Source organism: Acinetobacter sp. YH12021, from assembly GCF_013420145.1.
GTDB classification, from domain to species: Bacteria; Pseudomonadota; Gammaproteobacteria; order Pseudomonadales; family Moraxellaceae; genus Acinetobacter; species Acinetobacter towneri.
Genome location: NZ_VOYT01000002.1, coordinates 320,224 through 336,856, shown reverse-complemented (window position 1 = coordinate 336,856; position 16,633 = coordinate 320,224). Strand labels below are relative to the sequence as shown.

At 39.4% G+C, this 16,633-nt stretch carries 19 protein-coding genes and 1 pseudogene; 9 read left to right on the top strand and 11 right to left on the bottom strand.

What is annotated here, in order from left to right:
* Positions 1 to 126 precede the first annotated feature (126 nt).
* The 3 genes and pseudogenes from FTT91_RS04040 to FTT91_RS04030 all read left to right on the top strand — a co-directional run.
* Positions 127 to 339: pseudogene (locus FTT91_RS04040) on the top strand (hypothetical protein); the annotation flags it as partial.
* Positions 336 to 2,375 (top strand): hypothetical protein, encoded by a 2,040-nt coding sequence (locus FTT91_RS04035; RefSeq protein WP_180169016.1) that lies wholly within the window; start codon positions 336 to 338, stop codon positions 2,373 to 2,375. The pseudogene FTT91_RS04040 and the gene FTT91_RS04035, both read left to right, overlap by 4 nt.
* Before the next feature lie 3 nt (positions 2,376 to 2,378).
* Complete coding sequence (locus tag FTT91_RS04030; RefSeq protein ID WP_180169015.1) at positions 2,379 to 2,738, top strand: hypothetical protein; 360 nt, start codon at positions 2,379 to 2,381, stop codon at positions 2,736 to 2,738.
* A gap of 70 nt (positions 2,739 to 2,808) precedes the next feature.
* Here FTT91_RS04030 and tfpZ (FTT91_RS04025) read toward each other — a convergent pair whose 3' ends face one another.
* From tfpZ (FTT91_RS04025) to FTT91_RS04000, 6 genes are all read right to left on the bottom strand, one after another.
* On the bottom strand, positions 2,809 to 3,543 hold the full coding sequence (gene tfpZ, locus FTT91_RS04025) for a TfpX/TfpZ family type IV pilin accessory protein (RefSeq protein WP_180169014.1): 735 nt from the start codon (positions 3,541 to 3,543) through the stop codon (positions 2,809 to 2,811).
* 59 nt (positions 3,544 to 3,602) lie between these two features.
* Positions 3,603 to 4,112, bottom strand: coding sequence for a pilin (locus FTT91_RS04020; protein ID WP_180169013.1), 510 nt, complete (start codon positions 4,110 to 4,112; stop codon positions 3,603 to 3,605).
* 142 nt (positions 4,113 to 4,254) lie between these two features.
* Positions 4,255 to 5,679 carry a sulfatase-like hydrolase/transferase gene (locus tag FTT91_RS04015; protein ID WP_180169012.1) on the bottom strand — a complete coding sequence of 475 codons (1,425 nt, stop codon included), beginning with the start codon at positions 5,677 to 5,679 and terminating at the stop codon, positions 4,255 to 4,257.
* A 71-nt stretch (positions 5,680 to 5,750) separates the two neighbouring features.
* Complete coding sequence (locus tag FTT91_RS04010; protein ID WP_373686102.1) at positions 5,751 to 6,266, bottom strand: pilin; 516 nt, start codon at positions 6,264 to 6,266, stop codon at positions 5,751 to 5,753.
* 359 nt (positions 6,267 to 6,625) lie between these two features.
* Complete coding sequence (locus tag FTT91_RS14735; protein WP_257229567.1) at positions 6,626 to 6,772, bottom strand: type II toxin-antitoxin system Phd/YefM family antitoxin; 147 nt, start codon at positions 6,770 to 6,772, stop codon at positions 6,626 to 6,628.
* 154 nt (positions 6,773 to 6,926) lie between these two features.
* Positions 6,927 to 7,160: a DUF1778 domain-containing protein gene (locus FTT91_RS04000; RefSeq protein WP_257229566.1), complete on the bottom strand. Its 234-nt coding sequence runs from the start codon at positions 7,158 to 7,160 to the stop codon at positions 6,927 to 6,929.
* Positions 7,161 to 7,453: 293 nt separating this feature from the next.
* Between FTT91_RS04000 and FTT91_RS03995 the strand changes: the two genes are divergently transcribed.
* The 6 genes from FTT91_RS03995 (at position 7,454) to FTT91_RS14725 (ending at position 11,906) form a co-directional block, all read left to right on the top strand.
* Positions 7,454 to 7,942, top strand: a complete 489-nt coding sequence (locus FTT91_RS03995; RefSeq protein WP_306670663.1) for a pilin — start codon at positions 7,454 to 7,456, stop codon at positions 7,940 to 7,942.
* A gap of 65 nt (positions 7,943 to 8,007) precedes the next feature.
* Positions 8,008 to 8,655 carry a hypothetical protein gene (locus FTT91_RS03990; RefSeq protein ID WP_180169009.1) on the top strand — a complete coding sequence of 216 codons (648 nt, stop codon included), beginning with the start codon at positions 8,008 to 8,010 and terminating at the stop codon, positions 8,653 to 8,655.
* 30 nt (positions 8,656 to 8,685) lie between these two features.
* Positions 8,686 to 9,417 (top strand): TfpX/TfpZ family type IV pilin accessory protein, encoded by a 732-nt coding sequence (gene tfpZ, locus FTT91_RS03985; protein ID WP_180169008.1) that lies wholly within the window; start codon positions 8,686 to 8,688, stop codon positions 9,415 to 9,417.
* 152 nt (positions 9,418 to 9,569) lie between these two features.
* A complete protein-coding gene (locus FTT91_RS03980; RefSeq protein WP_180169007.1) occupies positions 9,570 to 11,201 on the top strand; it encodes a PglL family O-oligosaccharyltransferase in 1,632 nt (543 codons plus the stop codon).
* Between the two features lie 218 nt (positions 11,202 to 11,419).
* Entirely contained in the window at positions 11,420 to 11,662 is a 243-nt protein-coding gene (locus FTT91_RS03975) for a type II toxin-antitoxin system ParD family antitoxin (RefSeq protein WP_180169006.1), read from the top strand.
* Positions 11,655 to 11,906, top strand: a complete 252-nt coding sequence (locus FTT91_RS14725) for a type II toxin-antitoxin system RelE/ParE family toxin (RefSeq protein ID WP_373686100.1) — start codon at positions 11,655 to 11,657, stop codon at positions 11,904 to 11,906. Before FTT91_RS03975 ends, FTT91_RS14725 begins: the two co-directional genes overlap by 8 nt.
* A gap of 206 nt (positions 11,907 to 12,112) precedes the next feature.
* Here the strand turns inward: FTT91_RS14725 and bfr are convergent, their stop codons facing one another.
* The 5 genes from bfr to rpoZ all read right to left on the bottom strand — a co-directional run bounded on the left by bfr (position 12,113) and on the right by rpoZ (position 16,567).
* The gene (gene bfr / locus FTT91_RS03965; RefSeq protein ID WP_180169005.1) at positions 12,113 to 12,577 is read right to left on the bottom strand and encodes a bacterioferritin; all 465 of its coding nucleotides are present in this window, start codon (positions 12,575 to 12,577) and stop codon (positions 12,113 to 12,115) included.
* A gap of 512 nt (positions 12,578 to 13,089) precedes the next feature.
* A complete protein-coding gene (locus FTT91_RS03960) occupies positions 13,090 to 13,284 on the bottom strand; it encodes a bacterioferritin-associated ferredoxin (protein WP_167846362.1) in 195 nt (64 codons plus the stop codon).
* A 171-nt stretch (positions 13,285 to 13,455) separates the two neighbouring features.
* Positions 13,456 to 13,839: a RidA family protein gene (locus FTT91_RS03955; RefSeq protein WP_004809961.1), complete on the bottom strand. Its 384-nt coding sequence runs from the start codon at positions 13,837 to 13,839 to the stop codon at positions 13,456 to 13,458.
* A gap of 121 nt (positions 13,840 to 13,960) precedes the next feature.
* On the bottom strand, positions 13,961 to 16,063 hold the full coding sequence (locus tag FTT91_RS03950) for a bifunctional (p)ppGpp synthetase/guanosine-3',5'-bis(diphosphate) 3'-pyrophosphohydrolase (protein WP_180037799.1): 2,103 nt from the start codon (positions 16,061 to 16,063) through the stop codon (positions 13,961 to 13,963).
* Between the two features lie 222 nt (positions 16,064 to 16,285).
* A complete protein-coding gene (gene rpoZ / locus FTT91_RS03945) occupies positions 16,286 to 16,567 on the bottom strand; it encodes a DNA-directed RNA polymerase subunit omega (RefSeq protein WP_004809957.1) in 282 nt (93 codons plus the stop codon).
* Positions 16,568 to 16,633: the final 66 nt, after the last annotated feature.

The following is a 16,633-nucleotide window of genomic DNA, read 5'->3' as shown; positions in this document are numbered from 1 at the left end:
ACTGCTGGCTTGGCAATGTTTTTACTTTTGAGTAGTTCATGCAACAATGATAACCGAATATGGCTTATTGATCGGTACGAAAAATAATCACTAAATTGGTTGTTTTTTGATTTATGCAAGAGATCTATTAAGCAAAAAGCCACGGACTTAATCAAGTGGGAACAGCAGTTTGGGGTTGTGCTACATCGCATTGACGAAGTACTCAACGAATTATCAGATACTTATGAAAATTTACGTGATCGTATTTTTTCAATTCAAGAAGAAGTAGAAAGTGGTGATTTAGATGCCTATTGGCTCAATCATTTTGAATTGCTAATTGATTTGGGGTGGATATCATGAGTTCATTTAATTCATATCTATATTCATTGGGTATTGCTGAGCAGTTCTTACCTGATGAGTACAATCTACAGAATAATCAGCTGACTGTTCCAAGTACTTTTGTATTATCGCGAATGAAGAGTGGTGAGATATTGTCAGTTTATTCAGACAATATCTGGGATCTTTCTCCATATTTACCGAAGTGTGATTGTCGCCTGAATTTTGATAGTTGGCTTGAAAATGCTCGTGAAGATGATTTTCTCTTTTGCCAAATTCGGGCAGAAATGAAAAAAATCAGTTTTGCTTTGCTTTATATAAAATCTGGTAAATCGATTATTAAAAGTATTGAACAGCGGCATACGGTTTTACGCCAGTTTGCAGCAATTGCATATAAGAATGGCTGTACATTGCAGCAGTTATTTAGCGATGTTGGTTATATGTCAAAAGTAAATGATGCTTATGTTGGTGTGAGCTATCAAAAAGCCATTCACATTAAAGCATTTTTAACGGATTGTTTTGCCTTACAACAGCAATACCCATTGCTCATTCCTGCGTTTAGTACATATAAGCCAATAGAGCATTTAGCAAAGTTGGCTGCTCAACTCAGGTTGCAGTCAGGCAAAGTAGGCCCACAAACCAAGTTGATCCCTTCACGGCTTTATATAGCCTTAATTAATGCTTTAGCAGATAAATTGAATGAATTTAATCAAAATGCATCAGCACTTCTGAAATGGTTTCAGCGCAAGCAGCAGGATGCAAATTTTGCTTTGATGCCGACAGAATTTAAGCGTAAAAAAAATGCGGTAAGTTTTGCTGATGCTCGAGATTTGCTCGGTTTAACGGCACTGTTTGAAAATAACCAGATTCAAAAACATGCCAACCTCACCCGTTACATGACGCTGATTCAAGGTATGGCCAAGTTGTGGATTCATCTGTTTACAGGGATGCGTGATAATGAAGTGAATCAGCTGTCTTCTGATTGCTATCAAACTATTCAAAGTAATGAGCATCTTGTGCATGTCATTATGGGCTATACATCAAAATTACACGGGGGTGGCAACAAGTCTACGTATTGGATTACGTTTGAAGATATCCAGTTTGGGGTGCGTGCAGCACAAAGCATTGGTGAAATCTACGCTCTGCTCAACTCACATTATGATATGTCTAATCCTGCTGAATACCCATTATTTCCAACGCGTTATTTGCAAAATCGGAATAAGCAAAATAAAAAGGATTTTATTTCCAATTTTTCAGGTGCCCCGACTCGAACACAGTCTAATTTTAATCAGTATTTAAGCCGTATTTCTGTCTTGCTTGGAGAGGGGGTGAAAATCACAGAAAGTGATATCGCCGAGCTTGAAGCTTTTGATGGTTTTCGCAATTGGCGAGAAGAAAAAGACTGCCAAGTTGGTGAGTACTGGAATATCTGTACCCATCAATTTAGACGTTCGCTTGCAGTTTATGGCGCTCGTTCAGGCATGATCGGACTTGGCGCTTTGTCAGTCCAATTTAAGCATCTAACAGAGTCTATGACGTTGTATTACCGTAATAATGCGGTATTTGCACCAAATATTTTAGTGAGTGACAGTCAAAAAGAGTTTATTCAAGAACTGGAATATCAGCGCTTGGTACATTCTTATGCGCAATTTGAAGAGGGTGTAATTAATAGTGCTGGCCGTTTACTTGGTGGGGCAGGAACCTATTTGCAGCTACAAAAAGACCGCGAGCAATTACTCACAGTATTTCCAAACCGTGATGAAACCATTAAGCGTATGAAAAAGGGTGAAATTGCCTATAAGCCTAGCTTGTTTGGCGCATGTACCAACCCTGATTCTTGCGAAAAAATTTCTTTTACGGCTATTACGAGCTGTTTGAGTTGTGCCCATGCTGTGTTTGATGCAACAAGTGCTGAAAAAATACAAAAAGCGGTTCAGCGACTACAACGGCAGCGAGATATGCAAGTACAGAACAGTCTGCTATACGCGCAAATGGACAGTGAGATTTTGGCTTTAAACAAAATGATTCAAAAAATTAAAACGATTAATATTGAGGTGTAAAATATGAGTGCACTTAATGATTATTACGCTGCTTTAGAGCGATTAAAAGCTAACAAACCGATTGTTCTACCGAAAGGCTCTGCCATTAATAACGATACGGTTGCAATGGAGGCTGGACGTAAACGAGGCTCGATTAAAAAGAGCCGTCATGCTGCATTAATTGAGGCAATTGAGCAAGCTGCACAGCAAGCGGGGCAAAATCTTCTTTCGCCTGCCCAGCAAATTGAGCAAGCGAAAACTAAGACCAAAGCGGTGAAAAGTGATTATGAGCAGCTGAAAGAAGATTATGAAATACTGCTGGAAAAGTGCAATTCGTTGTTGCTAGAAAATTTTGAGTTGAGGCAAAGTACTCGGACTATTTGATTGATATAGCCACTCAGTTTATGAACTTAGTGGCTTTTTAATAAACGGAGTAAAAAATATGCCGTTAAACTTATTTCCACGGTCTGAGGTCTACTATTTTGATGATGCTCGAAGATTCTTTATTGACTAATACCACCATATCTACAGCATTGGCTTTTAAGGGTAGCCACGCATCTGCTTTTGGATATTTGGCTAAAGTTTTTTCAACGTCTGCTTTTGAGTTGTACTGTTGCAGTTCTACAAGTGGTAATGCACGTTGTTGGATTTGGTGTTTGGCTTGAGTGAGTTCTACATAACGTTCTGGACGCTGTGCAATAGAAATACCCCCTAAAACTTCTGCAAACATTTCATCATTGCGTTGTTGTGTGTCTTTGGCAAATTCAGTAGCCACATATTGCGGTTTAAACCATGAAGGTTGTTGGAATTGTGGCTGTGCTTGCTGAATTTTCGTATCAACTAATTCATTTTTTCTAACCAACTCAAAACGATCTACATTGTAAACCAACCATGCAGGGCGACCTTGTTCGATGCTATATACGCCATAACATAAAGCCGCAATTTGAATGAGAATAATGACACTAAGATCAAATTTTAGTGTTTTTTTGCCTTCTTTATAGACTACAAAACCTAGTACAGGACCAATAATGACATCAATTGCCAGTAGCATCAAAAAGATGTGCGTCACCCCGACAGCCTTTGCTAAGGGTAAGGGATACCAGACCAAGAACACCAGTACCATACTGAATAGTGCAATCAGGATAGATATGGATAGATGGCTTAAAAAGAATTTGAGACGCTTTGACATAATCACTTGAGTTGGTCGATATATGGATGAGTTTATACCAAAATGATTCTACATAAACACTAGCGACATTCTGGAGGAGCATATTTTGCAGGCAATGTTCCTAGATTTGCAACCAATCCTTTAGTTGTTGCATTACGGTTGGTTGTTGATGCACATGCCCAATCCACACTACCTGTATCACTAGCAATTTTTGCACCTTTTACATTTGGCGTGAGTACAAGCGTTGTACCTAAGGCATCTGTTGGAAAACCTGAACTAATGCTATTTGTTAATGTTACCGTGACCACACCATCATTATCTATCTGAATATCGTCAACATATTTTGTTGCTTTCTCACTAGCTAAAATTGCATTATAACTGGTCGCTAGACCTGTAACAGCAGGAAGACCATCTGCAATAAATGCTTCACTCACCTGTGCTTTTGCTGAAGCAGCTTGTATGAGTGCCTCGCTTATCTTTGCCCGAACTGTATTAAACTGATAAGCAGGGATTGCCACAGCGGCTAAGATACCAATAATTGCTACAACAATCATCAGCTCTATTAAGTTAAATCCTTGTTGTTTTTTCATAGTCGCGCCCTTGTCATTTATTACAAAGACACAAGCAAAAAACAAGCCAAAATTTATTTTATTTTATTTCAATAGCTTATTATCTACTTTTTTATAAAAGTCACGTTTTATATCAAAAAGTGACAATTATTTTACATTCAATCTATTTTACTCGAAAATGCAACCAACTGACTTTCCAAGGTATGATGTGGACGAGGTCTTCTTCGCCCCATAAGGGTGGGGGGTGGTCACCCACGACAATGACTTCGACCCCCTGCATTTCTGGACGTTGAATTAATTTTGCGAGTTCATCAAAAAATTGGGTTTGTAGCTGTGCGTTGTGGCAGACGTCGCTATCGGATTGAATATTGAAACGCTCACAATCAAAGCGTTTATTGTAGATATCCTTTTTGGCATAAGGTTGGTGTGAGGTGAGTGTCATCCAATATAAAAATAATTTATTATTTTGGTGTTGTTTAAAAATATCCCCAACTTGCGTCATAAGCTCGCTATCACAAACACCCTTGAAAGCAGCACAGCGCTTTAACCCGAGAAAGTGCTCACCAAATAAAGTACGTTGAAAACCTGCTTTAGCATACCATCTTGTACGGTCGTACAATAAACCATTTGTACCATGTAGCGAAATGGTTTGATAGCCGCGCTGTTTGAGCTGGTTGGGTAAGCAGTTGTCAAATTGTTCAGCGGCTAAATTACCCAGCGCAAAACCGCCCTGTTTTAGCTGTAGCCCGCAAAGCTCGCGTAATTCACCTGCTACCGTAGCAGAATAGGCTTTGCTATAACCTGTGCTTAGATGATCTAGTCGTTCTTTTTGTTGGAAAATATGCTGTAAAATCGCCTGCTGTGCTTGGGCATTGGCTAACTGTCCCCACGATTCGGCAACAACATACAAGATACGCGGGGAAGTTGGCTGGATGAGCTGATCTGCAATGCGTTCTTTATTACTGGCTAAAGTGGTAAGTTGGGGTGTGGTTGCCATGAGACTATAAAAGTCATCGCTAATTAGCTGTTTATAAAGTAGGCTCTGACTGTGTGCATAATAAAAATTGTCACGCCCTAAAATAGCAGTAAACGAGGTATAAGTGAGCCCTGTTTGCATCACCACGTAGCTAGTGATTAAAAGGCAGGCGGTGATGAAAGTGGGATAAGGTGGCTTTAGATATTTAGGTCGAGAAAAGAAAAAGATTAGCCCCAATAGCACTACTGTACAGCAGAAGAAAAACAAACTGATCACAATATAATTCAGCGGAGCAATAGGAATAAAACGCGCTAGATAGCGAATCGCTGCCAAGTCCATAAAGGGAAAGAGCTGAATCACTAACATCAGCACATCGCTAATCAACGCGAGCACTAAACATACACCCCCCAAGAGACGTATCGGTCGCCAAGGTATTGTTAAAAATAATAAGGCAAGCAGATAATCGATATTCAGGAGCGGGCGAGATACCCCAGCATAATGGGTAAAAACCAAAAATACGACATTGGGTAAGAGAATAAGCAGGAGTGAATACAGCCATGTACCGAGTGTAGGTGCTGCTAAGTCTTGTCGAAGATAGGTAGGTAATTTCATTAAAGTAGAATAGTCAATAAAAAAGACTGGCGAACCAGTCTTTTAATAAATCTTTGGTATAACACTAAATATTAACGGCATTCAGAAGGAACATATTTAGATGGCATATCACCAAGAGGAGTGATTGCAGTTAAACCACGGTCATCTGCCGTTGTATTTGTATCAGAAACACATGCCCAGTCAATTGAACCTACAGTATCTTGATCCAAAGCGGCTTTTTGCACGTTTGGAATGAAGTTAATAGTTTTCCCCTGTGCAGCTAATGGTAAACCACTGTCACCAGTAGTAGCGGAGGTTACAGTGATTGCACCTGTAGTGTCGTTGATTTGAATATCTGAAACATATTTACTTGATTTTTCACTAGAGCCACGCGCATTATATTCAGTCGCAGCAGCTTTTACACCATTTACGCCATCAGTTTGGAATGCTTCGCTAATCAAACTTTTTGGTGAAGATGCACCAACAATCATTTCGGATACTTTGGTACGTACCGTGTAGTCTTGGTAGGCAGGGATTGCAACAGCAGCCAAAATACCAATAATAGCGACAACAATCATAAGTTCGATGAGCGTGAAGCCCTTCTGCATTGTATTCATAACATTCTCCACAAATGTTGTTAATTTAATTATAAGCTTTGTAAGCTATTTTAATATTAGCACTAAACGTGCCAACTTTTATTATAGACAATTTACACAGAAAAACAGCACCTTACACATAAAAAAATTAAGACTTTTAATTCGACTGTATATTTTTGTTAAAAAGTGACAATTATTGGCAGGTTTAATTTTGTATTTTGGACAAATATTGTCATTGTGTGATGCTTATCACATATATTGGTTGTTCTTTTTTAGGTGTTGTAATGTCGTTCTTTATGTTGAAGTCTATCGCTTGAAATTTTCTGGGTATAGTAGGGCGCTATTTCTACCATCGTTAGTGCATCTCAATCTCACTCTTTACCGAGTTTATGACACGTTGTTTCAGTTGCTTCAATTTGCGCGATTGAGTCGCGTAACCGTTTTGCATTGGCAGGACTTTTGAGTAGGTACGCTGTTTCTTTAAAGGTATTAGAATCATCTAGAGTTATTATCACCACGGCTTGTTTTCTTCTCTATTAATAAGTACAGGTGCATGATCGTCTATAACGTAATCGAGTATATCCGCTAAATTGTCTTCCAACTCAGCACATGTAATGACTTTCATTTCTGCTCCTTAAAAATTTTCTTTATCTAAAAGCTAGACAGCCTGTTTTAATCGGTAGGGACCTTATTTTGAGTTTTATATACTTCAATAAATTGCTCGAACTGAGCATGACTTAACTGAATATGAGCGTGTTGTTGTAAAACTTGCGGTGCGTGATTTTGAATTAAATAAATAAAAAATTCGGTGAGTGTAGCGTAAGCTAGAATAGCGGCAGTTCGTTCTGCCAATTGCTTTGTTTCAGCATCTAGATGTATTTCTATGCATTCATTGTTGGTCATCATTCATCTTCATTTGAGCATAAAATTTTTTATATTTCGCATGACGCATAACAAACATAAAATTTTAAGGTCGGTATGAATACAAAAAGTCTCTTTTGGAGATTGCTCATTTTTAATTAGGCGGACTAAAACACGTTTTTAACACCTTAAGCATTTTTTAGGATATGGACAAACGTGAAAAATTTGTCGTTATAAAAGCATGTCCATATGGACAAAATATAAAATTGAGTAAATGAATAGAATTCAACAGTTTGGAGCGTGTCCATATAAAGTGACTTATGGAATGTAATAAACTCATGATCGTTGTAGCAATCATCGGTATTTTGGCTGCAATCGCACTTCCAGCATACCAAGACTATACAATTCGTACACGTGTATCAGAGGGCCTAACATTGGCTGCTGGGGCAAAAGCAGCAATTAATGAGGTTGCAAGTGCTCGTGATCTTACGGTCGCTGCAGAAACTTGGAATGAACAGCAAGATAATAAGGGCGCAGTTTCAAAATATGTGGATAGCGTACAAATAGATGATGGTAATGGTGAAATTACAATTACTTATAATAAAGACAATGTAGGTGCAATTCCAACTGATGCAACACTTGTTCTAAAACCATCTGTAAGTATTGGAGGTACTTTTACTGCGCTTGATACGGTTTTAGCTGGTGACGAGTCGGGAGTTGTTGATTGGGCATGTGGTTCTGTTGAGACTCGTGCGGCAACTGCGCGTAGTATGCCTGTTACTGCAGGTACTTTACCAGCAAAATATGCTCCTGCTGATTGTCGTTAATATATAAATTAGATTAAAAGAAGACTGGTTCGCCAGTCTTTTTTATTTAAGAGAAGGTAATTTTAATGTCGAATAAAGATTTTTTAAAGGAAATAATTGAATTATATAAAATACAGCAAAATTCAAAAAATATTTCTGAAAATATTATTCGTGGACGTAGTAAGTCTATTGCTGGCGAGGCAGAAGAAATATTTGCAAAATTTATTGAAAGTAATAATTGTCGCGACTGTATGTACTATATAGATCAGCCAATTCAATTTGGTTCCACTAAACGTATTTGTTATCCTGATATTTTCATTCTAGAAAATACTGGCGTTATTTCACATCTTATTGATATAAAAATGGATATAGGGTGGAAGCGTAATGAAATATTTGATTTTTGCTCTTCTCTTGATAGGGATGTTAAAAACATACAAGGTATAGAAACTCAATTTTCCATCAAAATAGAAAAAAGTAAAAAGCAACGTATTTCAGCAACATTTTCTCAGGATTTAAAGTATCATGTGGTGATACTTTCTAAAAAAAACTCAAAAGTAGATGTGTTGGAAGAACATCATAAGAGAGTTAATAATGAGCTGAATTCTGTTGATTTATATATGTTATCTGATGGAGTATATTTGAATGATTATGATAATATTGACACAATACTAGGTAAACTTATCGTGCTAGATGGTGAGTTTCAGCGATTTTTTAATGCAATTAGGCAAATTTAAAGTATTTTTATTTTTAAGTTGTGAAATATTATGTCTAAGCGCCTAATTTTTTTTCTCAGTCATATCGCTATATCTTGCGTTATTGCGTTGATTGCAATGCTGCTAGTGTTTTTTATTTGGTACCCAACACCGCTAGCCACTGCTGTCGGGGTTACGCATATTTTTTTGATGCTACTGGCGATTGATGTCATTATTGGACCTGTGCTTGGCTTTATTGTCTATAAAGAAGGCAAAAAGACCTTAAAAATGGACTTGACCGTTATTATTGTGCTGCAACTCTGCGCGCTAGGTTTTGGTCTCTATAGTATTGCAGAAGGTCGTCCTGTATGGCTAGCTTATAATGTCGATCGTTTTGAGTTGGTGCGTAATAACGATATTGTCGAAGAAAAAATTGCCCAAGCCTTGCCACAATATCAGCATCCATCATGGGGTAAGCCGCAATATGTTGCGGTAGAGTTTGCCAAAGACAGTGAAACACGTAATGAAGATATGTTCGCCGAAGTGATGGGTGGAATATCTTTGGCGCATAAGCCTGAGCGTTATGTTGATATTTCAAATGCAAAAACTCAAGTCCAGCAACGTATGCAAAAACTTGTGGTTTTAGAGCAATATAATGAACAAACAGTCGTTCAAGCCATAGTTAAAAAATACCCACAAGCCACTGGTTTTGTGCCATTAAAAGCCGTAAATGTCGATATGACCGTATTGGTCGATGCGCAAGGCGATGTAATAAAAATCGTGGATTTAAGACCATGGCAATAATCGCTTAAATGAAAAATCGGGAATTTCACTATTCCCCATGCGATCATCCCATTTTAAAACTGGCAGAATTCCAATCAAACTTGCTGTACAAAGCACTATCATCTTGCCAAAAAAAATATAACCTAGAGCCAGTTTTTTGGTCTGTTTTTCTTATGAAATCTGCATTGCTATTTTTGGCTGCCATCCTCATCTCCCTAGCGTGGCTATTGCCTATTCACTACCGTCCGTGGGTTACTTATACAGGCGAACTCTACGCATTTTTTGCCTTATTTGCTCTCGCAGCCAGCCTTTTTAAAGAAAAACTACAGATACCCAAAATCAGCTTGCCCTTACTAGCACTGTGCAGTGTTCCGCTCATTCAGTGGGGCTTAGGCTTAGTCTTTTTCTTTGACAAAGCCTTGCTCAGCAGTGTGTATATGTTCAGTTTTTGGTTGGCAATTATATTTGGTTATAACCTCACGCAAAATAATATTGAACGTGAACGTATCTTTACAGGCTTTAGTTATGTGCTACTCGGCGTGGGAAGTATCACTGCATTCATGGCAATTTGCCAGTGGCTCACACTAGATCAATACCTGCCAATGATGGTGGATATTAAAATTGGACAACGCCCTTATGCCAACTTCGCCCAACCCAATAACATGGCGACCTTTTTGGTGATGTCACTTATGGCATGCCTATATTTATACGAAAAACAAAAACTTAAAACCCTGTGGATTGTGATTGCAGCCGCAATGATTTTGGTCGGTGTGGTACTGAGTCAGTCGCGTACTTCATGGTTGGCATCGCTGTGCATCTTGACGTATTTGAGCTATCAACAATACCGTGGCGTGATGCGGATAAAATGGCGCTATAGCTTACTGTGGTTTGTGGCATTTATTGGGCTGATTTTTATCGTACCTGCTTTCAGTCAACTACTCTCACAAAGTGCAGAACTTTCAGTGCAATCTCGTGATGTGGTACAACGCGCCACAGGTGATATGTCGCGCTTGGCCATTTGGCAGCAAATGCTCGCTGCGATTGAACATCAACCGTGGTGGGGCTATGGTTGGCATCAAACCAGTGTGGCGTATGTCACGGTTAGTGAATTTGTACAAGGTCCTGTGTGGATTCGCAGCGCACACAATTTTATTTTGGACTTTTTACTTTGGAACGGTGTGATACTAGGCGTACCATTTTTGGCGTATTTGGGTTATTGGGCTTACCAGTTGCATAAATATACCCAGTCGGTGGAATCGGTTGTGGGGATTTTAATGCTCGGTGCATTTAGTGTACATGCCATGCTGGAATTTCCACAAAACTATGCCTACTTCTTGCTGCCTGTAGGTTTTATTATCGGCATGGTTCAATCACAACGTGTGTTTAAAAACTTCACTTTATCTGCAATTTATTTACGCAGTACTTTTGTACTTGGCGCATTGTTGTTGATGCTGATTTATCGGGATTATGAGGTGATGGTGCCAAAACTGAATCAGTCGGTACGCTACGAACACACACCTGAAAAAATCACCCATCAAGAGCGTATTTGGGTACTCGAAGAATTTAACCGCCGTATTGCGTGGATTCGTTTAAATCCTTATAGCCTACAAACGCCTGATCAATTGCAGGATATCCATGAAATTGTGTTGAATTATCCAACCCGCTACGATTTATTGAAATATGCACGCGTATTAGCATTTAACGGTTATGAAGCAGAAGCCAAAAAGCAATTATGGTTGTTAAGCACTTTGTGGCAGGTTAATGTGGATTATGCGACTTTATTGGATGAGGCAAAGCCGCGCTGATTTGTGTAGCGCAAGGAGGGGGATTTGAAAATAGTGAGCCAAATATGGTGAAAATTTTCAATGTTGAAAATCTCTCCCAACTTCTCTTTAAAAAGAGAGGGGGTATTCATTATAAAATTGATTTCATGTGCGAAAATTTAAAGAGATGCTGAACTTTTGTTCAGATAAAGGGAGTTGTGTTAAAATTGTATGATCTATTCAAACAATAAGGCATGCTGATGGCGAGAATTACAAGTGTAACAATTGGCCCACAACTCGATAACTTTGTGGGCAAACTGATTGAATCTGGACGTTATGGTTCAACCAGTGAAGTGATGCGATCTGCACTAAGATTATTGGAGCAGCAAGAAAATCAAACTGCAGCTTTAAAGCAAGCGATTGAAGCAGGTGAGAACAGTGGAGAAAGTACACTTAGCCTAAAAGATATTGCGGCTCAAGTGAAGCAGAAGCATCGTGTATAAGCTATCAAATTTAGCTGTCGACGACTTCACTGCTATTTATGAATACACCTTACTTAATTTTGGTGTAGCTCAAGCTGACCAATACACGCAACATTTGGAAAATACCTTTCATTTGTTAGTGAGTTCACCGCTGATTGGTTATGCATGTGTTGATATTGGCGAGGGAATACGCCGTCACGATCATCATCACATGCTATTTTTTATAAAAAACAGGATTATGGAATTTTTATTATTCGGATATTGAATCAACAGATGCAACCCATGAAACATTTTTTTGCGTTATAAATACTTTTTTATAAATCCAAGAATTTAAAATGCGCATAAGTAAAATATATTGATATTGAGAGCTTCTTCATTAGAGATAGGCAAGATGCTGAATTTTAGGTAAAGTGCCCCAAAAAACAAAAGACTGGAAAACCAGTCTTTTGAGTTATCTAAACCAGATGAATCTTAGAGTTGGCTTTGAATATAGTTTTCAATACCCACAGTTTCAACCAAATCAAGCTGTGTCGTTGCCCAATCTAAATATTCTTCTTCTTTCTCTAAAATTTCCTGAACCAAATCACGGGTTACATAGTCCAATTGTTGCTCTGCTAAAACCGCCGCTTTTTGAATCGCTTCAATATTTTCTTGGACTTTACGCACATCGCAGTTTAAAACTTCAACTGTATGCTGACCGATATACAATTTGCCCAAGTGCTGTAAATTTGGCAGCCCTTCTAAAAATAAAATACGTTCAATAATTTTGTCAGCATGTTTCATTTGACGAATCGACTCTTTATATTCAGCCGAGCCGAGTTGTTCAATGCCCCAATCATTAAACATACGTGAATGTAAAAAATATTGGTTAATTGCAGTCAGGTGATGATACAAAACTTGGTTGAGTTGATTAATCACATCACGATTGCCTTTCATTGCAGCACTCCATCAACAATTTCTGCCTTAAACCGCTTAAGGCAATCTATATTTCTATCTTAAACAAGACTAGGCAAAATGGCGAGTGATTTAGGGGCTATTTATACTTCACAAATGGTTTGCGCTGTCGGCTAAAACTGAGCAGATCAGGCATGAAACGAAGGGAATAGCGAGACTATTGCCAAGTTTCATAACGCAATCTGAGAAAGTTTTAGCCACAGCCTTTCAGGACAAGCATATTTTTTGCTGCTATTGCGTTATGTGCCAGTCATTTAGAATGACTAAATTTCCTGTCCCATGCCTTATATCAGCTAAAAAATATGCGTAGTCGCAAACATAGATGAAGTATAAATAGACCCCAGACCGCAAATGAAAATCGCAATCAAAAACAATTAGCTAGGCGGTGTGAAGAAATGTAAGCCAAGAAAAACCCGCTGTAGTCGAAAGCGGGAGAGGAAACACCGAGTAAAAATTATAATACTGAAATGCGGGAGAGCAATAAAACGGCAGCTTTAGGCAGCAACGGCAAGACGAGACGCAATTTGTGCAATTTCATCGCTAATGATGGTGCGAGTTTCAGGCGCACAGCGACCACAACAGGTGCCCAAGTCAAACATATCGCGAATTTCACGATAGCTGTCTGCACCATTGGCAACGGCTTCTTTAATGTCTTGATCTGTAATACCACGGCATAAGCAAACGTACATGAATGCAACCACAATAATGAAATAAGATAAGTGTTATTATTGATAATTATTATCGTTTGTCAATAAAAATCATTTGAAAAGTCATTTATTGTAATTGGGTTTTTGAATTAAAAAATGCCACTTAATAGGTGGCATCGTTTATTTGTTTTTAAGTATCTGAATGATAATGACTTATGAATTGATAATCACCACGCCATCCATTTCAACTAAAGCACCTTTAGGTAAGCTAGCCACACCTAAGGCTGCACGCGCAGGGTAAGGTTGTGCAAAATATTCACCCATAATCTGATTGACCAATTGGAAGTGAGATAAATCGGTCAGGAAAATATTGAGCTTGGCAATATCGGCCAAAGAGCCACCAGCCGCTTCGCAAACGGCCTTTAAGTTGTCAAATACGCGGCGAATTTGCGCTTCAATCCCTTCTACCAATTCCATGCTGTATGGGTCTAAACCAATTTGACCTGATAAATAAACAGTATTGCCCACTAAAATGGCTTGAGAGTAAGTACCAATTGCTGCAGGTGCATTTTCAGTATGGATGACTTGGCGAGACATTGATTTCTCCTAAAATAATGTACGAACATCATAGACCATCCGACTAGCTTTCAGTAGCCTGATGAGTCAGTTATGCAAAATCGCTTGAATGTGCGGCAATATCACCATGCAGCGCATTGAATTAACAAGCTTTGGCTTCTTCTGCAATGCTGATGGGACGCGCTAAACGGCTAATCCGTGGGAAACCGTAGTGCATACGCAAATCACGAATAATTTTGGCAATTTGCTTACGGTTATTGACCACAATATTCACATGAGTCTTGCCATCGTGGCTGCGCACCATTTCTACTCCCGTTTTGGCTTTACGACATTGATAGATCAAATCGGAAATTTGTTCGTCATTCATATCCATATCAATGCTGAGGTAAGCGGTAAAACTCACGTCATCGACATCTTCTGAAGTCCATTGTAGCGGCATGATATTTTCAGGATGTTGATGTTGCTCATGCAGTAAGTTATTGCAACGCGCACGATGCACAATCAAACCGCGACGTGACAAGTTGCCCTGAATCGGATCGCCCAGCACAGGGTTGCAACAGTGTGCATATTTCACGTCAATGCCTTCTGTGCCCTGAATCAGACGGTCAGAATGTTCGTTGCTATCCTGATCAAGTGCGTAAATGTGATTTGCCACCAACTGCGGTAATAAATCACCGACTGCAATTTGCTCAAATAAACGGTCTTTGGAGTCGATATGACGCCATTGCAACACATTTAACCAATCTGCCTCAGTCAGGTCTTGAATCGAGTGATTAAACAATTTCAGCGCACGGTTCAGGGCTTGCTGTCCCACCAAACGCTGTTCTTCAATATCCTGATCACGCAGAATGTTTTGTAAGGCACGACGGGCCTTTTGGGTATTAATAAAACTTAGCCAGTCTGGGTTTGGTGTGGCTAACACATCGGTGATGATTTCGACCACTTGCCCGCTGATGAGTGGTGTTGACAGCGGTTTGCTTTCACCATTAATTTTTGTACCGACGGCGTGGTTACCTAAGAACAAACTGGCTGCATAGGCAAAATCAACCGCGGTGGCGCCTTGCGGCAATTCATGTAAGTGTCCGTGCGGGGTATAAACATGAATTTTCTCTTGGTGCAGATAATCCAGTAAATCGCTAAATGTAGTTTTGGCACATTCACCATCAATCAACACATTCAAGCTTTTCATAGAGGCTTGAATGGCAGAACGACAAGCTTGTGGTGCGTTTTCACCCAAGACCACGCCAAAACGTGCGGCTTTACGCATCAATTCGGTTTGAATGGTGAGTGATAAGGTAGTTTGCTCACCTTTTAGACGCATCATTAGCGATTGGTTGCCACCTGGCAGTGGGCGACGGATATGATCTTCATAATGTAAGACCTGAAAGCTGTCACGTAAAATATCAGCCAAACGGTCACAGTCAGCAATACTTTGTAAAATAATTTCGAAGGCGTGGCTGTGGGTCAGTTCTTGTAGATCAATATCGTTTTTAACAAAGTGGCGCAGTAATTCTATATTGTTATTTTTCTTTTTAATCCGACCGGTAATTTGATTGTCTTGGAGTAGGTCGGCAAGATTTTGTTCCCATTTAGATTGGTATTCGCAGCGTTTTGGTTTGGTGTGCAAAAGGGCAGCTTGCACATCGTTATACATATCTAAATCTAGGTTTTGATAACACAGATGTTCAAGGTTATCCGCCATTTCATTCATACCCACGATACGTGCCATAGGTACAAACACATCAAAGGTTTCTTGGGCGATACGTGCGCGTTTGTCTGGTCGCAGCGCATCTAGTGTGGTCATGTTGTGATAGCGGTCTGCCAGTTTCACAATAATGACACGTGGATCCTGTAAGGTCGCTTGCAGAATTTTACGGAACGATGCGGCTTTGTTGTATTCCTTGTCGCTGGAATGGCTAAGTTTGGTCACACCATCGACTAGTTCGGCAACGGTACGTCCAAATTTCTCCGTGATGTCATCTTTGCTGTAGTCGGTATCTTCAATGACGTCATGCAATAGGGCAGCAATGAGCGTGTCGGCATCCAAACGCATGTGCGCCAAAATACAACTGACCGCAATCGGGTGTAACACATACGGTTCACCACTTTTACGGGTAACGCCATCATGCGCATGTTCGGCATAATCGCAAGCCGTAAGCACCTGTTCGACTTCACTTACGTTAAGGTAAGGTTCGATCATGGCTTGAAGCTGTTGTTTGGCTTGGCTAACCTCTACGCCTGGCATATAACACCCTTTAAAATACAAGTGATAACGAATTTACAGTTAGACCTTATAATGAAAAGCATATTGCATGACTTGTCAATTTTTTTCGTACCAAAACATAAGGTCATTAGACCATTTAAAATTAGGTCTTAATCCTTATGTTATAACGGTTTTTAGCGCAAGATTAAAGTTCAGACAACAAAAAAGCCTAGTAAAAAACTAGGCTTTTTCAGAAAGTCGTTCTTATTGGAAAGAAAAACCATCTAAATTCAAGTTATTTGCTGAAAGTGCGAGGTCAAGACTCGAAGTTTGATAATCTTGATCACGTTGTTTCAAAATGTCTTTAGAAACGTGACCTTCTGCAATTTCACGTAAAGCAACAACGGTAGGTTTGTCGTTGTCCCACTCTACAGTTGGCTCAATGCCTTGACGTGCCAATTGACGCGCGCGCTTGCTTGCCACTAGTACAAGCTCAAAGCGGTTGTCTACATGGTCTAAACAATCTTCAACGGTAACGCGTGCCATAAGAATTCTCGTTCGAATAATAAATTTAAACAGACTGTGCAGTATAAGGTGCTTTGCCTATAGACT

What these genes read in the sequence shown, in the direction of transcription:
- FTT91_RS04035 (WP_180169016.1), top strand. Translation starts at nt 336, where the DNA reads ATGAGTTCATTTAATTCATATCTATATTCATTGGGTATTGCTGAGCAG.
- FTT91_RS04030 (WP_180169015.1), top strand. Translation starts at nt 2,379, where the DNA reads ATGAGTGCACTTAATGATTATTACGCTGCTTTAGAGCGATTAAAAGCT.
- tfpZ (WP_180169014.1), bottom strand. Translation starts at nt 3,543, where the DNA reads ATGTCAAAGCGTCTCAAATTCTTTTTAAGCCATCTATCCATATCTATC.
- FTT91_RS04020 (WP_180169013.1), bottom strand. Translation starts at nt 4,112, where the DNA reads ATGAAAAAACAACAAGGATTTAACTTAATAGAGCTGATGATTGTTGTA.
- FTT91_RS04015 (WP_180169012.1), bottom strand. Translation starts at nt 5,679, where the DNA reads ATGAAATTACCTACCTATCTTCGACAAGACTTAGCAGCACCTACACTC.
- FTT91_RS04010 (WP_373686102.1), bottom strand. Translation starts at nt 6,266, where the DNA reads ATGCAGAAGGGCTTCACGCTCATCGAACTTATGATTGTTGTCGCTATT.
- FTT91_RS04000 (WP_257229566.1), bottom strand. Translation starts at nt 7,160, where the DNA reads ATGATGACCAACAATGAATGCATAGAAATACATCTAGATGCTGAAACA.
- FTT91_RS03995 (WP_306670663.1), top strand. Translation starts at nt 7,454, where the DNA reads ATGATCGTTGTAGCAATCATCGGTATTTTGGCTGCAATCGCACTTCCA.
- FTT91_RS03990 (WP_180169009.1), top strand. Translation starts at nt 8,008, where the DNA reads ATGTCGAATAAAGATTTTTTAAAGGAAATAATTGAATTATATAAAATA.
- tfpZ (WP_180169008.1), top strand. Translation starts at nt 8,686, where the DNA reads ATGTCTAAGCGCCTAATTTTTTTTCTCAGTCATATCGCTATATCTTGC.
- FTT91_RS03980 (WP_180169007.1), top strand. Translation starts at nt 9,570, where the DNA reads ATGAAATCTGCATTGCTATTTTTGGCTGCCATCCTCATCTCCCTAGCG.
- FTT91_RS03975 (WP_180169006.1), top strand. Translation starts at nt 11,420, where the DNA reads ATGGCGAGAATTACAAGTGTAACAATTGGCCCACAACTCGATAACTTT.
- bfr (WP_180169005.1), bottom strand. Translation starts at nt 12,577, where the DNA reads ATGAAAGGCAATCGTGATGTGATTAATCAACTCAACCAAGTTTTGTAT.
- FTT91_RS03960 (WP_167846362.1), bottom strand. Translation starts at nt 13,284, where the DNA reads ATGTACGTTTGCTTATGCCGTGGTATTACAGATCAAGACATTAAAGAA.
- FTT91_RS03955 (WP_004809961.1), bottom strand. Translation starts at nt 13,839, where the DNA reads ATGTCTCGCCAAGTCATCCATACTGAAAATGCACCTGCAGCAATTGGT.
- FTT91_RS03950 (WP_180037799.1), bottom strand. Translation starts at nt 16,063, where the DNA reads ATGCCAGGCGTAGAGGTTAGCCAAGCCAAACAACAGCTTCAAGCCATG.
- rpoZ (WP_004809957.1), bottom strand. Translation starts at nt 16,567, where the DNA reads ATGGCACGCGTTACCGTTGAAGATTGTTTAGACCATGTAGACAACCGC.